This is a genomic window from Priestia sp. YIM B13491, from assembly GCF_042787605.1.
In the GTDB taxonomy this organism is placed as follows: domain Bacteria; phylum Bacillota; class Bacilli; order Bacillales; family Bacillaceae_H; genus Priestia; species Priestia megaterium_E.
In genome coordinates, this window is record NZ_JBHZOR010000014.1 from 15,037 (window position 1) to 29,654 (window position 14,618).

General features: G+C 39.6%; 15 protein-coding genes and 1 other annotated feature. All 15 genes read left to right on the top strand.

Annotation, left to right across the window (positions count from 1 at the left end):
• The first annotated feature begins 2 nt into the window (after positions 1-2).
• The 15 genes from ACFX4E_RS25485 (at position 3) to rpsG (ending at position 14,581) form a co-directional block, all read left to right on the top strand.
• The gene (locus tag ACFX4E_RS25485; RefSeq protein WP_013081364.1) at positions 3-512 is read left to right on the top strand and encodes an NYN domain-containing protein; all 510 of its coding nucleotides are present in this window, start codon (positions 3-5) and stop codon (positions 510-512) included.
• A 68-nt stretch (positions 513-580) separates the two neighbouring features.
• The gene (gene sigH, locus ACFX4E_RS25490; protein WP_013054910.1) at positions 581-1,231 is read left to right on the top strand and encodes an RNA polymerase sporulation sigma factor SigH; all 651 of its coding nucleotides are present in this window, start codon (positions 581-583) and stop codon (positions 1,229-1,231) included.
• A gap of 81 nt (positions 1,232-1,312) precedes the next feature.
• Entirely contained in the window at positions 1,313-1,462 is a 150-nt protein-coding gene (rpmG, locus tag ACFX4E_RS25495; protein WP_013081365.1) for a 50S ribosomal protein L33, read from the top strand.
• A gap of 53 nt (positions 1,463-1,515) precedes the next feature.
• On the top strand, positions 1,516-1,695 hold the full coding sequence (gene secE, locus ACFX4E_RS25500; protein ID WP_013054912.1) for a preprotein translocase subunit SecE: 180 nt from the start codon (positions 1,516-1,518) through the stop codon (positions 1,693-1,695).
• 195 nt (positions 1,696-1,890) lie between these two features.
• Positions 1,891-2,424 (top strand): transcription termination/antitermination protein NusG, encoded by a 534-nt coding sequence (gene nusG, locus ACFX4E_RS25505; RefSeq protein WP_013054913.1) that lies wholly within the window; start codon positions 1,891-1,893, stop codon positions 2,422-2,424.
• A gap of 165 nt (positions 2,425-2,589) precedes the next feature.
• On the top strand, positions 2,590-3,015 hold the full coding sequence (rplK, locus tag ACFX4E_RS25510; protein WP_013054914.1) for a 50S ribosomal protein L11: 426 nt from the start codon (positions 2,590-2,592) through the stop codon (positions 3,013-3,015).
• A gap of 110 nt (positions 3,016-3,125) precedes the next feature.
• Positions 3,126-3,821: a 50S ribosomal protein L1 gene (rplA, locus tag ACFX4E_RS25515; RefSeq protein ID WP_013054915.1), complete on the top strand. Its 696-nt coding sequence runs from the start codon at positions 3,126-3,128 to the stop codon at positions 3,819-3,821.
• A gap of 65 nt (positions 3,822-3,886) precedes the next feature.
• Positions 3,887-4,030, top strand: a sequence feature (ribosomal protein L10 leader region).
• A 40-nt stretch (positions 4,031-4,070) separates the two neighbouring features.
• Complete coding sequence (rplJ, locus tag ACFX4E_RS25520) at positions 4,071-4,571, top strand: 50S ribosomal protein L10 (protein WP_013054916.1); 501 nt, start codon at positions 4,071-4,073, stop codon at positions 4,569-4,571.
• 44 nt (positions 4,572-4,615) lie between these two features.
• Positions 4,616-4,978: a 50S ribosomal protein L7/L12 gene (rplL, locus tag ACFX4E_RS25525; protein WP_013054917.1), complete on the top strand. Its 363-nt coding sequence runs from the start codon at positions 4,616-4,618 to the stop codon at positions 4,976-4,978.
• Positions 4,979-5,090: 112 nt separating this feature from the next.
• The gene (locus ACFX4E_RS25530; RefSeq protein WP_028410366.1) at positions 5,091-5,693 is read left to right on the top strand and encodes a class I SAM-dependent methyltransferase; all 603 of its coding nucleotides are present in this window, start codon (positions 5,091-5,093) and stop codon (positions 5,691-5,693) included.
• A gap of 245 nt (positions 5,694-5,938) precedes the next feature.
• Positions 5,939-9,502, top strand: a complete 3,564-nt coding sequence (rpoB, locus tag ACFX4E_RS25535; RefSeq protein WP_013081368.1) for a DNA-directed RNA polymerase subunit beta — start codon at positions 5,939-5,941, stop codon at positions 9,500-9,502.
• A gap of 62 nt (positions 9,503-9,564) precedes the next feature.
• Positions 9,565-13,158 (top strand): DNA-directed RNA polymerase subunit beta', encoded by a 3,594-nt coding sequence (gene rpoC / locus ACFX4E_RS25540; protein ID WP_013081369.1) that lies wholly within the window; start codon positions 9,565-9,567, stop codon positions 13,156-13,158.
• A gap of 131 nt (positions 13,159-13,289) precedes the next feature.
• Positions 13,290-13,538 carry a 50S ribosomal protein L7ae-like protein gene (locus ACFX4E_RS25545; RefSeq protein ID WP_013054921.1) on the top strand — a complete coding sequence of 83 codons (249 nt, stop codon included), beginning with the start codon at positions 13,290-13,292 and terminating at the stop codon, positions 13,536-13,538.
• A 99-nt stretch (positions 13,539-13,637) separates the two neighbouring features.
• Positions 13,638-14,060: a 30S ribosomal protein S12 gene (gene rpsL, locus ACFX4E_RS25550; RefSeq protein ID WP_013054922.1), complete on the top strand. Its 423-nt coding sequence runs from the start codon at positions 13,638-13,640 to the stop codon at positions 14,058-14,060.
• A gap of 50 nt (positions 14,061-14,110) precedes the next feature.
• Entirely contained in the window at positions 14,111-14,581 is a 471-nt protein-coding gene (gene rpsG, locus ACFX4E_RS25555; protein ID WP_013054923.1) for a 30S ribosomal protein S7, read from the top strand.
• The last annotated feature ends 37 nt before the right edge of the window (positions 14,582-14,618 follow it).

The following is a 14,618-nucleotide window of genomic DNA, read 5'->3' on the forward strand; positions in this document are numbered from 1 at the left end:
GAATGGATATTCTACTGGTGGATGGTTATAACATGATAGGTGCGTGGCCCGACCTAAGAAAGCTTAGAGATAATGATTTAGCCGGTGCTCGAGACCTGTTAATCGAAAAGATGGCAGAGTATCAAGCATATATGGGTTATCGTGTCATTATTGTCTTCGATGCTCATATGGTCGAAGGAATTGAAAAGAAGGCAAAAAATCATAAGGTTGACGTTGTATTTACAAGAGAAAATGAAACAGCGGATGAGTACATTGAAAAGCTGGCTCAAGAGCTAAACAATGTAAAGACACAGATTCATGTTGCTACATCTGATTTCACGGAGCAGTGGGCAATCTTTGGACAAGGTGCGCTTAGAATTTCTGCTCGAGAATTGTACAACGAAATTGAGCAGATTGAGAAACATATTAATCTTGATGTGAAGTCTATTCAAAATCAAAAGCCAGCGGCACGCATTCAACTTTCCAATCAAGTAGCCGAAATTTTCGAAAAATGGCGTCGGGGACAGCGGTGAGGTTATTGACGGTACGGAATTAGCTACTGTATAATATTTCTATCTACTGTGCGGTCGGGGGGATCGATATGGGCGATAATTATGGGAGAAAACTGCATGCTCATTTCGAACAACAAGAGGATGAAACAGTTGTCGATCTTGTGCATAAAGGCGATATTGACGCATTAGAGTATTTGATTCATAAATACAAAAACTTTGTGCGAGCAAAGGCGCGGTCATATTTTTTAATTGGGGCAGACCGTGAAGATATTGTACAAGAAGGTATGATAGGGTTATATAAGGCAATTAGAGATTTTAGAGAAGATAAGCTAACTTCGTTTAAAGCTTTTGCTGAACTTTGCATTACCAGGCAAATTATTACCGCTATTAAAACCGCAACAAGGCAAAAACATATTCCATTAAACTCTTATGTATCATTGGACAAGCCAATATATGATGAAGAGTCCGACCGAACCTTAATGGATGTTATTTCGGGGACAAAAGTAGCAAATCCAGAAGAGTTGCTCATTAATCGAGAGAAGTTTGATGATATTGAATTAAAGATGGCTGAACTGTTAAGTGATCTTGAGCGAAAAGTTCTCGTTCTTTATTTAGATGGTCAATCTTATCAAGAGATTTCAGAAGAGTTAAACCGCCACGTCAAATCCATCGATAATGCACTTCAGCGTGTGAAGAGGAAATTAGAGCGCTACCTCGAGATTCGTGAAATCACAATGTAGCCTTCTATCCTCATATTGACATGCTAAGAAAGTCTGTGATACTTTTTTATAGACATTATCACTCTATAGGTGGTTGACATTATGCGTAAAAAAGTTGTACTTGCGTGTGTGCAATGCGCTAGTCGTAACTATACGACTATGAAAAACACACAGCAAAACGAAGAGCGTTTAGAAATGAAGAAGTTTTGCAAAACGTGTAACGCACATACGATTCATCGTGAAACAAAGTAGATCAATAATCTGCACAGACTAATACCCCTTTTAATTTATTGGAGGTTACAAACATGAACCGTGTAGGAAATTTCTTGCGTGATGTTGGGCGTGAGATGAAGAAGGTAAGTTGGCCTAAAAAAAATGAGCTAACTCGTTATACAATTACTGTTATTTCTACAGTTGTATTTATGACACTCTTTTTTGTAGTAGTTGATTACGGAATTTCGTCACTTATTCGTTTAATCCCTTGAATAAATTGACTTAAATCATGGTATAATAAAGCTAAATTATGTTTTTTTCAGAAAAGCCCGGAGACGGGTTTTTTAATTTGCTTTAAGAATGATTGTGCTAGGAGTCAACTATTTTCCTAGTGCGTTGTCTGTGCAATAGATTAGGACATCTTATTTTATAGTGAGCTGGGAGGGAAGGACGTATAGTCCTCAGAAATGGAGAAAAATTGGTATGTAGTCCATACTTATTCTGGATATGAAAATAAAGTAAAAACAAATTTAGAAAAGCGCGTAGAAACAATGGGTATGCAAGATAAAATTTTCCGCGTTGTTGTTCCTGAAGAAGAAGAAAGAGAAATTAAGAACAACAAAGAAAAGATTACAAAGAAAAAAGTATTTCCAGGGTACGTGTTAGTTGAAATCATCATGACGGATGATTCATGGTATGTAGTTCGTAATACACCTGGCGTTACGGGCTTTGTAGGTTCAGCAGGTTCTGGATCAAAGCCAACTGCTCTTCTACCAGAAGAAGTAGAAATGATCTTAAAACAAATGGGCATGGACGAGAAGCATGCTGACTTTGACTTTGAACTAAAAGAAACAGTATTGGTTCAAGAAGGTCCGTTTGCAAACTTTGAAGGTACCATTGAAGAAATCGATACAGATAAACGTAAAGTTAAGGTTCATGTGGATATGTTCGGAAGACAAACGCCAGTAGAGCTAGACTTTACACAAATTGAAAAAATATAATCTGTAAGACCTTGCAATTCATGAAGTTTAATGTTAATATTTCATAAGTCAGTATGTCTCAAAACTAGAGACTAAAACAACTATTTCTTTATTTTATATATAAAGAACATTGAGTGGGAGGGCATCGCCCTATTACCACATCACGGACTTAAGGAGGTGTGTCTCGTGGCTAAAAAAGTAATTAAACTTGTTAAGTTACAAATTCCTGCAGGTAAAGCAAATCCAGCGCCACCAGTTGGTCCTGCATTAGGTCAAGCCGGTGTTAACATCATGGGTTTCTGTAAGGAGTTTAACGCTCGCACAGCTGATCAAGCTGGTCTTATCATTCCTGTTGAAATCACGGTATTTGAAGACCGTTCATTTACATTTATTACGAAAACTCCACCTGCTGCTGTACTACTTAAGAAAGCGGCTGGTATTGAGTCTGGTTCTGGTGAACCAAACCGTAATAAAGTTGCAACAGTCAAGCGTGACAAAGTGCGTGAGATTGCTGAAACTAAAATGCCTGACTTAAACGCTGCTAGCGTTGAATCTGCAATGCGCATGGTAGAAGGTACAGCGCGCAGTATGGGAATCGTAGTTGAAGACTAATTCCATTTGATTGGGTGTTAGAAGGTTGCGAGAAATGGAAGTTTTCCTATGCTCGCAACCTTTATTAGTGGGAGGTTATTCCGTTAAAACCACATAAGGAGGAAACAAAAATGGCTAAAAAAGGTAAAAAGTACGTTGAAGCTGCTAAGCTTGTAGATCGTACACAAACTTATTCAGTACAAGAAGCGATTGAATTAGTAAAGAAAACAAACACAACTAAATTTGATGCAACTGTAGAAGTAGCATTCCGTTTAGGAGTTGACCCTAAGAAAGCTGACCAACAAATTCGTGGTGCAGTAGTACTACCAAACGGTACAGGTAAAACTCAACGTGTATTAGTATTCGCTAAAGGCGAAAAAGCTAAAGAAGCTGAAGCTGCAGGCGCTGACTACGTTGGCGATGCTGACTACATCAACAAAATCCAACAAGGTTGGTTCGAGTTCGATGTAATCGTAGCTACTCCAGACATGATGGGTGAAGTTGGTAAACTTGGTCGTGTATTAGGACCTAAAGGTTTAATGCCAAACCCTAAAACTGGTACAGTAACATTTGATGTTCAAAAAGCAGTTAACGAAATCAAAGCTGGTAAAGTAGAATACCGCGTTGATAAAGCTGGTAACATCCACGTACCAATCGGTAAAGTATCTTTCGAAGAGAGCAAGTTAGTTGAAAACTTCACTACAATCTTCGAAACTATGGTAAAAGCTAAGCCGGCAGCAGCAAAAGGCACATACATGAAGAACGTAGCTGTTACTTCAACAATGGGCCCTGGTATCAAAGTTGATACTGCTTCATTCTCTGCTTAATAAATTTGGAAATAAATCGGTGTTGACTTTTTGAAAGTCCCTGATTATAATAGATAATGTTGTTAAAAAGAATAACATTTGTACCGTAGACAGTAGGTGCTGCAAAGCTTAATTCCCTACCGAGGTGTGTGAGATAAATTAGTGAAACGTTATGGTTCGCTTACTACACCTCCATGTCTTTATTGTCATGGAGGTTTTTTATTGCACCTTGTCTGAGTGTACGGAAGGAAATCTACAGGAGGTGTAAAGATGAGCAACGTAATTGAACAAAAGAAACAAGTCGTAGACGAAATTGCTGAAAAACTTCAAGCGAGTAACTCAATAGTTGTCGTTGACTACCGTGGTTTGAATGTTGCTGAAGTTACTGAACTTCGTAAGCAATTACGTGAAGCAGGCATTGAGTTCAAAGTTTACAAAAACACTTTAACTCGCCGTGCTGTAGAAAAACTTGAACTAACAGATCTTAATGATGCGTTAGTAGGTCCAAATGCAATCGCATTTGGTGGAGAAGATGTTGTTGCTCCAGCTAAAATTCTAAACAACTTCGCGAAAGAACACGAAGCGTTAGAAATCAAAGCTGGTGTAATTGAAGGTAATGTTGCATCTGTTGAAGAAATTAAAGCACTTGCAGAACTACCATCTCGCGAAGGCTTACTTTCTATGTTGCTTAGCGTGCTTCAAGCTCCAATTCGCAACCTTGCTCTTGCTACAAAAGCTGTGGCAGATCAAAAAGAAGAACAAGGTGCATAATCTAGTCTGTTATATATAACACAATCACAAGGAGGAAATTAACAATGACTCAAGAACAAATCATTGAAGCAGTTAAAAATATGACTGTTTTAGAACTTAACGATTTAGTAAAAGCAATCGAAGAAGAATTTGGCGTAACTGCTGCTGCTCCTGTAGCTGTAGCTGGCGGTGCTGCTGGTGAAGCTGCTGCTGAGAAAACTGAATTTGACCTAGTACTTGAAAGTGCTGGCGGACAAAAAATCAAAGTTATCAAAGTAGTACGTGAAATCACTGGTCTTGGCTTAAAAGAAGCTAAAGAAATCGTTGATAACGCTCCAAAAGCTCTTAAAGAAGGTATTTCTAAAGAAGAAGCTGAAGAAGCAAAAGCTAAACTTGAAGAAGTTGGCGCTTCTGTAGAAGTTAAGTAATTATTGCTTAACAACTGATATAAAAAAGCTCGCTTGTACAAGCGAGCTTTTTTGCTTCTGTCATCCTTTTCATTTATAGTAAAGAAGAACATATTGATTAGGAGGTTCTATTTTGACAGAACATTATTTTTCCAATACACCATTGTCTGCAAGTAATGAAGAGCGCTTTTCATTTGAATTGAGAGGAACCTCTTTTTCATTTACGAGTGACCGCGGTGTTTTTTCAAAAAAAGAGATCGATTTTGGATCGCGCCTGTTAATTGAAACGTTTCAAATGCCCGAGAGTCCCGGCCCGCTTCTGGATGTTGGGTGCGGATATGGCCCAATTGGGTTGGCACTTGCAAAAGAGGACAGCCAAAGAAACGTTCATATGGTTGATGTTAATGAACGTGCATTAGCACTAGCTCAAAAAAATGCTGAAGTTAATTCAGTATCCAATGTTTCAATCTATCAAAGCTCTTGCTATGAAAATGTGAAGGAAACGAATTTTGCAGCTATTCTTAGTAATCCGCCGATCCGTGCGGGTAAAAAAGTTGTTCATGAAATTCTAGAAAAATCATTAGATCACCTTGCTGACCAAGGAGAACTTTGGATTGTGATTCAGAAAAAGCAAGGAGCGCCATCTGCTCTTGCGAAATTAGAATCTCTATTTAATGAAGTAGAAGTAGTAGACAAGAAAAAAGGGTATTATATCATATGTGCTAAAAAATGTTGACTAATATTTTTTAGTATGTTAGCATTATAAAATGCCAATATATAAATATTCCATATAAGCTCGGGTTATACATAAAATAAAAGGTATAATTTTGAATTATATGGGAAAAACTAATAAAATCAATAGTACGTTTTTATGAAATTGTGGTTTTCTATTTAAAGAGACCATTTTTCTTTTGTTCAATAATAAACATATGGTTTATTATATATTTTGAATAATAACGCTTGATTTGAGGGGTGAATCAGTTGACAGGTCAACTAGTTCAGTATGGACGCCACCGCCAACGCAGAAGTTATGCTCGTATTAGTGAAGTTTTAGAGTTACCGAACTTAATCGAGATTCAAACGGCTTCATACCAATGGTTTTTAGATGAAGGTTTACGAGAAATGTTCCAAGATATTTCTCCAATTGATGATTTTACAGGTAACTTATCACTAGAATTTATTGATTACAGCTTAGGTGAGCCAAAGTATTCAGTAGGAGAGTCCAAAGAACGTGATGTAACTTATGCAGCACCTCTTCGTGTTAAGGTGCGGTTAATTAATAAAGAAACAGGTGAAGTAAAAGACCAAGATGTGTTCATGGGAGATTTCCCATTGATGACCGAAACAGGTACCTTTGTAATTAATGGTGCTGAGCGTGTTATCGTATCACAGTTGGTTCGTTCACCAAGTGTTTACTATAGTGGAAAGCTTGATAAAAACGGTAAAAAAGGATATACAGCAACTGTTATCCCTAACCGTGGTGCATGGCTAGAATATGAAACTGATGCAAAAGATGTAGTATACGTGCGTATTGATCGTACTCGTAAACTGCCAGTAACAGTGCTGTTACGCGCGCTAGGTTTCGGTTCTGACCAAGAGATTATCGATTTAATCGGTGATAATGAATACATCCGTAATACGCTTGAAAAAGATAATACGGAAACAACGGAAAAAGCGCTATTAGAAATCTATGAGCGTTTACGTCCGGGTGAACCACCGACAGTTGAGAATGCGAAGTCTCTATTAGTATCTCGCTTCTTTGATCCAAAACGATATGACTTAGCGAACGTAGGTCGCTATAAAATTAATAAAAAGCTTCATATCAAACATCGCTTATTTAATCAAAAGCTAGCTGAAACATTAGTTGATCCTGAAACAGGTGAAATTATTGCAGAAAAAGGCGCAATGATTGACCGCCGTCTGCTAGATCGCTTGATTCCGATGCTTGAAGGTGGAGTAAACTTCAAAACTTACAGCCCGGTTGGTGGAGTAGTAGAAGACGATGTTACATTACAATCTATTAAGATTTATGCGCCAAATGATCCAGAAGGTGAAAAAATCATCACTGTATCAGGTAACGCGTATGTAACAGAAGAAGTTAAAAATATCACACCTGCTGATATTTTAGCATCGATCAGTTACTTCTTTAACTTGCTTCATCAAGTAGGAGACACAGATGATATCGACCACTTAGGTAACCGTCGTCTGCGTTCTGTAGGTGAATTGTTACAAAATCAATTCCGTATCGGTTTATCTCGTATGGAACGTGTTGTTCGTGAAAGAATGTCAATTCAAGACACGAATACAATCACACCTCAACAATTAATTAATATTCGCCCAGTTATTGCGGCGATTAAAGAGTTCTTTGGAAGTTCTCAATTATCACAGTTCATGGATCAAACGAATCCATTAGGCGAATTGACGCACAAACGTCGTCTTTCAGCTCTAGGACCTGGTGGTTTAACGCGTGAGCGCGCTGGTTTCGAAGTACGTGACGTTCACTACTCCCACTATGGCCGTATGTGTCCGATTGAAACGCCAGAGGGTCCGAATATCGGGTTAATCAACTCACTATCTTCTTATGCAAAAGTAAACAAATTCGGTTTCATCGAAACACCTTACCGTCGTATCGATCCTGAAACAGGTAAAGTGACAGAGCGAATTGACTACTTAACAGCTGATGAAGAAGATAACTATGTTGTAGCTCAAGCGAACGCTCGTCTAGGTGATGATGGTTCATTCTTAGATGAAAATGTCGTTGCACGTTTCCGTGGAGAAAACACGGTTATCCGTCGCGATCGTTTAGACTATATGGATGTATCACCAAAACAAGTTGTATCTGCCGCTACAGCATGTATCCCATTCTTAGAGAACGATGACTCTAACCGTGCATTAATGGGTGCGAACATGCAACGTCAAGCAGTACCTTTATTAAATCCTGAAGCACCAATCGTAGGTACAGGTATGGAATACGTATCTGGTAAAGACTCTGGTGCAGCCGTGATTTGTAAATATCCTGGCGTTGTAGAGCGCGTAGAAGCCAAACAAATTTTTGTTCGCCGCTATGAAGAAGTAGACGGACAAAAAGTTAAAGGTAACTTAGATCAATACAAACTATTAAAATTTGTTCGTTCTAACCAAGGTACTTGTTACAACCAGCGTCCAATTGTTTCAGTTGGCGACGAAGTAGTAAAAGGTGAGATCTTAGCCGACGGTCCTTCAATGGAAAAAGGTGAGCTTGCTTTAGGGCGAAACGTAATGGTTGGTTTCATGACATGGGATGGTTACAACTATGAGGATGCCATCATCATGAGTGAACGCCTTGTGAAAGACGATGTATATACGTCTGTTCATATTGAAGAATATGAATCTGAGTCTCGTGATACGAAGCTTGGACCTGAAGAAATTACGCGTGACATTCCAAACGTAGGTGAAGATGCGCTTCGCAACTTAGATGAGCGTGGAATCATCCGCATTGGTGCAGAAGTAAAAGACGGAGATCTTTTAGTTGGTAAAGTAACGCCAAAAGGTGTAACAGAACTAACGGCTGAAGAACGTCTTCTACACGCTATTTTCGGTGAAAAAGCGCGTGAAGTTCGTGATACTTCTCTTCGTGTACCACACGGCGGCGGTGGAATCATTCTTGATGTTAAAGTCTTCAACCGCGAAGATGGCGACGAATTACCACCAGGTGTAAACCAATTAGTCCGTGTATATATTGTTCAGAAGCGTAAAATTTCTGAAGGTGACAAAATGGCCGGTCGTCACGGTAACAAAGGTGTAATTTCACGTATTTTACCTGAAGAAGATATGCCTTACCTACCAGACGGTACGCCAATTGACATCATGTTAAACCCATTAGGGGTACCATCTCGTATGAACATCGGTCAGGTGCTAGAGCTTCATTTAGGTATGGCTGCTCGTAAGCTTGGCATTCACGTTGCGTCTCCAGTATTTGATGGTGCGCGTGAGGAAGATGTTTGGGCAACAATCGAAGAAGCTGGCATGTCTCGTGATGCTAAAACAGTTCTATATGATGGTCGAACAGGTGAACCATTCGATAACCGTGTATCAGTAGGGATCATGTACATGATCAAACTTGCTCACATGGTAGACGATAAACTTCACGCTCGTTCTACTGGACCATACTCACTTGTTACACAACAACCACTTGGTGGTAAAGCGCAGTTCGGTGGACAGCGTTTTGGTGAGATGGAGGTATGGGCACTTGAAGCATACGGTGCTGCTTACACATTACAAGAGATCTTAACAGTGAAATCAGATGACGTAGTAGGTCGTGTGAAAACATACGAAGCAATTGTTAAAGGTGAAAACATTCCAGAACCTGGCATACCTGAATCGTTCAAAGTATTAATTAAAGAACTACAAAGTTTAGGTATGGATGTGAAGATGCTTTCTGCTGACGAGCAAGAAATTGATATCATGGACTCAGAAGAGGACCATGAGCAACCAACAGAATCAATTATTGCAGATAACGAAGAAAGCCTTTCTGAAGGACAAAAAGATCCTGTCACAAAAGAGTAAGGAATTACTTTCATATAAACGTTAAGGGAAAAAACCTGTAGATTAAAAGGGAGGTAGGCTCCTTGCTAGATGTAAATAACTTTGAGTATATGAAAATCGGTCTAGCTTCGCCAGATAAAATTCGTTCTTGGTCGTACGGTGAGGTAAAAAAACCTGAAACGATCAACTATCGTACGTTAAAACCTGAAAAAGACGGCTTATTCTGTGAGCGTATTTTTGGTCCACAAAAGGACTGGGAATGTCACTGCGGAAAATATAAGCGCGTTCGTTATAAAGGTGTTGTATGTGATCGTTGCGGCGTAGAAGTTACGCGCGCAAAAGTTCGTCGTGAACGCATGGGTCACATCGAGCTAGCTGCACCTGTTTCTCATATTTGGTACTTTAAAGGTATTCCTAGCCGCATGGGACTTGTCTTAGACATGTCCCCTCGTGCGCTAGAGGAAATCATTTATTTTGCTTCTTATGTAGTAACAGATGCTGGTGATACACCACTTGAAAAGAAACAGCTTTTATCAGAGAAAGAATACCGTGCGTATCGTGAGAAGTACGGACAAACTTTCCATGCAGCAATGGGTGCTGAAGCTGTTAAAAAATTATTGCATGACATCGATCTTGATAAAGAAGTAGATGCTTTGAAAGAAGAATTGAAAACTGCTCAAGGTCAACGTCGTACACGTGCTATTAAACGTTTAGAAGTACTAGAGGCTTTCCGTCATTCTGGTAACGAACCTTCTTGGATGATTTTAGACGTTCTACCGGTTATTCCGCCAGAACTTCGTCCAATGGTTCAATTAGATGGTGGACGCTTTGCTACGTCTGACTTAAACGATTTATATCGCCGTGTAATCAACCGTAACAACCGCTTAAAGCGTTTATTAGACCTTGGAGCTCCTAGCATTATCGTTCAAAACGAAAAGCGTATGCTTCAAGAAGCTGTAGATGCATTAATCGATAATGGTCGTCGCGGCCGTCCGGTAACAGGACCAGGTAACCGTCCATTAAAATCTCTTTCTCACATGTTAAAAGGTAAGCAAGGTCGCTTCCGTCAAAACTTATTAGGTAAACGTGTTGACTACTCTGGCCGTTCGGTAATCGTTGTAGGTCCGAACTTAAAGATGTATCAATGTGGTCTTCCAAAAGAAATGGCGTTAGAGCTTTTCAAACCTTTCGTAATGAAAGAGCTTGTTGAGCGCGGTTTAGCTCATAACATCAAGAGTGCAAAACGTAAAATTGAACGCGTGCAACCTGAAGTATGGGACGTATTAGAATCGGTTATTAAAGAGCATCCAGTTCTTTTAAACCGTGCACCAACGCTACACAGACTAGGTATTCAAGCATTTGAACCTACGCTTGTAGAAGGTCGCGCTATCCGTCTTCACCCGCTTGTATGTACAGCATATAACGCTGACTTTGACGGTGACCAAATGGCGGTTCACGTTCCATTATCTGCAGAAGCACAAGCAGAAGCACGTATCTTAATGCTTGCTGCTCAAAATATCTTGAACCCTAAAGATGGTAAACCAGTTGTTACACCTTCACAGGATATGGTATTAGGTAACTACTACTTAACGCTTGAGCGTGAAGAGGCAGTTGGAGAAGGTATGGTGTTCAAGGATACAAATGAAGCACTATTAGCGTACCAAAACGGTTATGTGCATCTTCATACACGTGTAGGTGTGTATGCAGGTTCTTTAAACAACGAAACGTTTACAGAAGCACAAAATCAACAGTTGCTTGTTACAACGGTTGGTAAATTAGTTTTCAACGAAATTTTACCAAAATCGTTCCCATACATTAACGAACCAACAAGAGAAAACTTAGAAGTGAAAACTCCTGAGAAGTACTTTGTTGAAAAAGGTGCAGATGTGAAGGAATTCATCAAGAATCAACCGGCTATCGCACCGTTTAAGAAAAAAATCTTAGGTAATATTATCGCTGAAGTATTTAAACGTTTCAAAATTACTGAGACTTCTAAAATGCTTGACCGTATGAAAGACCTAGGTTTCAAATATTCTACTAAAGCTGGTATTACAGTTGGTGTAGCTGATATCGTGGTTTTAGGAGAAAAAGAAGTTATCTTAACAGAAGCGCAAGCTAAAGTAGATAACGTACTAAAACAATTCCGTCGTGGTTTAATTACTGAAGATGAGCGTTATGAGCGTGTTATCTCTGTATGGAGTAGCGCGAAAGACGTTATCCAAGGTAAATTAATGGCGTCATTAGACAAACGCAACCCAATCTTCATGATGAGTGACTCTGGTGCCCGTGGTAACGCATCTAACTTCACTCAGCTTGCAGGTATGCGTGGACTAATGGCCAACCCGTCTGGTCGTATCATTGAGTTACCAATCAAATCTAGTTTCCGTGAAGGTTTAACGGTATTAGAGTACTTTATCTCTACCCATGGTGCACGTAAAGGTCTTGCCGATACGGCTCTTAAAACAGCTGACTCAGGTTACCTTACTCGTCGTCTGGTTGACGTGGCACAAGACGTTATCGTACGTGATGACGACTGTGGTACAGACCGCGGTATTCTGGCTGTTGCAATCAAAGAAGGAACAGAAGAAATTGAGAAACTTGATGAGCGTCTAATTGGACGTTATGCAAGAAAAACACTACTTCACCCAGGAACAAACGAAGTGTTAGTGAAAGAAAACGAACTGATTACAGAAGACCTAGCTGAAACAATTGTGGATGCTGGTGTTGAAGAAGTATGGATTCGTTCTGCATTCACTTGTAACACTCGCCACGGTGTATGTAAAAAATGTTATGGTCGTAACCTTGCAACTGGTTCAGAAGTTGAAGTGGGTGAAGCAGTTGGTATCATCGCTGCTCAATCTATCGGTGAGCCAGGTACACAGTTAACGATGCGTACATTCCATACAGGTGGGGTTGCTGGAGACGATATCACTCAAGGTTTACCGCGTATCCAAGAGATCTTCGAAGCGCGTAACCCTAAAGGTCAAGCCGTTATTTCTGAAATTGAAGGTACAATTGCCGGCATTTCTGAAGGACGCGATCGTCAACATGAAATTACTGTTCAAGGAGAGATTGAAACTCGTTCTTACACAGCTCCGTACAGTGCACGTCTGAAAGTTATTGAAGGACAGCGCATTGCACGTGGTCAAGAATTAACAGAAGGTTCAATTGATCCTAAAGAATTACTAAAAGTAAAAGACATCACGGCTGTACAAGAGTACTTGCTTCGTGAGGTGCAAAAAGTATACCGTATGCAAGGGGTAGAAATTGGAGATAAACACGTAGAGGTAATGGTTCGCCAAATGCTTCGTAAAGTGCGCGTAATGGATTCAGGAGATACAGATGTATTACCAGGTTCATTACTTGATATTCACCAATTCACTGATGCAAATGAAAAAGTATTACTTGAAGGCAATCGTCCAGCGACGGGTCGTCCTGTATTACTTGGTATTACAAAAGCATCTCTTGAAACTGATTCCTTCTTATCTGCTGCATCATTCCAAGAAACAACGCGTGTTCTTACGGATGCTGCAATCAAAGGAAAACGTGATGAGTTGCTTGGACTTAAAGAGAATGTTATCATTGGTAAGCTAGTTCCGGCTGGTACAGGTATGACGAGATATCGTAATGCTGAACCGATCAAAAACCAAGCTGAAGAAACGGTAACAATCGACTAATTATAAAATCATTACTCTAGAATGGATGTTTTTTTAAAAAACTACAAAACGTTAGTTGACATCCATTCTAGGGAATGATACTATATCAAAGGTGCTCCTATAAACTACCTGTTACTTTGGAGGATATGATAATGTCTTATGAAAAAGTATTACAGGCTGATCATATTATTGTAGGAACAAAGCAGACGGTGAAAGCATTAAAAAAAGGTACAGTAAAGGAAGTCATCATTGCTGAAGACGCTGATTTTTATGTCACATCCATTGTGGCAAAAACGGCACAGCAAGAAAACGTTCCGTATACGTATGTCCCTTCTATGCGAAAGCTTGGTCAAGCTTGTAGGATAGAAGTTAACGCTGCAACTGTTGCAATTATTAGTTAACACGTTTTTGAACTTTTAGTTTCAAAGACTTTGTTTTTTGCTAAAAAATGAACCACCTGGATGTGTGGTCTTACAAAAGGCGAAAGGAGGAAAATTTAAATGCCTACTATTAACCAATTAATCCGTAATGGTCGTGTGAGTAAAGGTAAAAAATCTGACTCACCTGCTTTAAACAGAGGTTACAACAGCTTCAAAAAAGCTCAAACTAACCAATCTTCTCCACAAAAACGTGGTGTATGTACACGTGTGGGTACTATGACACCGAAGAAACCGAACTCGGCTCTTCGTAAATATGCTCGTGTACGTTTAACAAACGGTATCGAGGTAACAGCTTATATCCCAGGTATTGGTCACAACTTACAAGAACACAGCGTGGTACTTATCCGCGGTGGACGTGTAAAAGATTTACCAGGGGTACGTTACCATATCGTACGTGGTGCACTTGATACTGCTGGTGTGGATGGCCGTATGCAAGGTCGTTCTAAATATGGTACTAAGCGACCAAAAGCAGCTAAAAAATAATAGCTTAACAATTAATAGATAAACTTTTAAAAGTGAAAGGAGGAAGTAGAATGCCACGTAAGGGACCTGTTGCAAAAAGAGACGTATTACCAGATCCGATTTACAATTCTAAGCTTGTATCTCGCTTAATCAACAAAATGATGCTTGATGGAAAGCGCGGTAAGTCACAAGCTATTCTTTATAGAGCATTCGATTTAGTACAAGAGCGCAGTGGTAAAGAAGCTATGGAAGTATTCGACCAAGCTCTTAAAAACATCATGCCTGTACTAGAAGTTAGAGCACGCCGTGTAGGGGGTTCTAACTACCAAGTTCCTGTAGAAGTACGTCCAGAGCGTCGTACTACTTTAGGTCTTCGTTGGTTAGTAAACTATGCTCGTCTTCGTGGAGAAAAAACGATGGAAGAGCGTTTAGCTAACGAAATCCTTGATGCAGCTAACAACACTGGTGCTGCAGTTAAGAAACGTGAAGATACTCACAAAATGGCAGAAGCTAACAAAGCATTTGCTCATTACCGTTGGTAATCTTTTAACGAAACTTTTTAAAAAACAAATTATAATA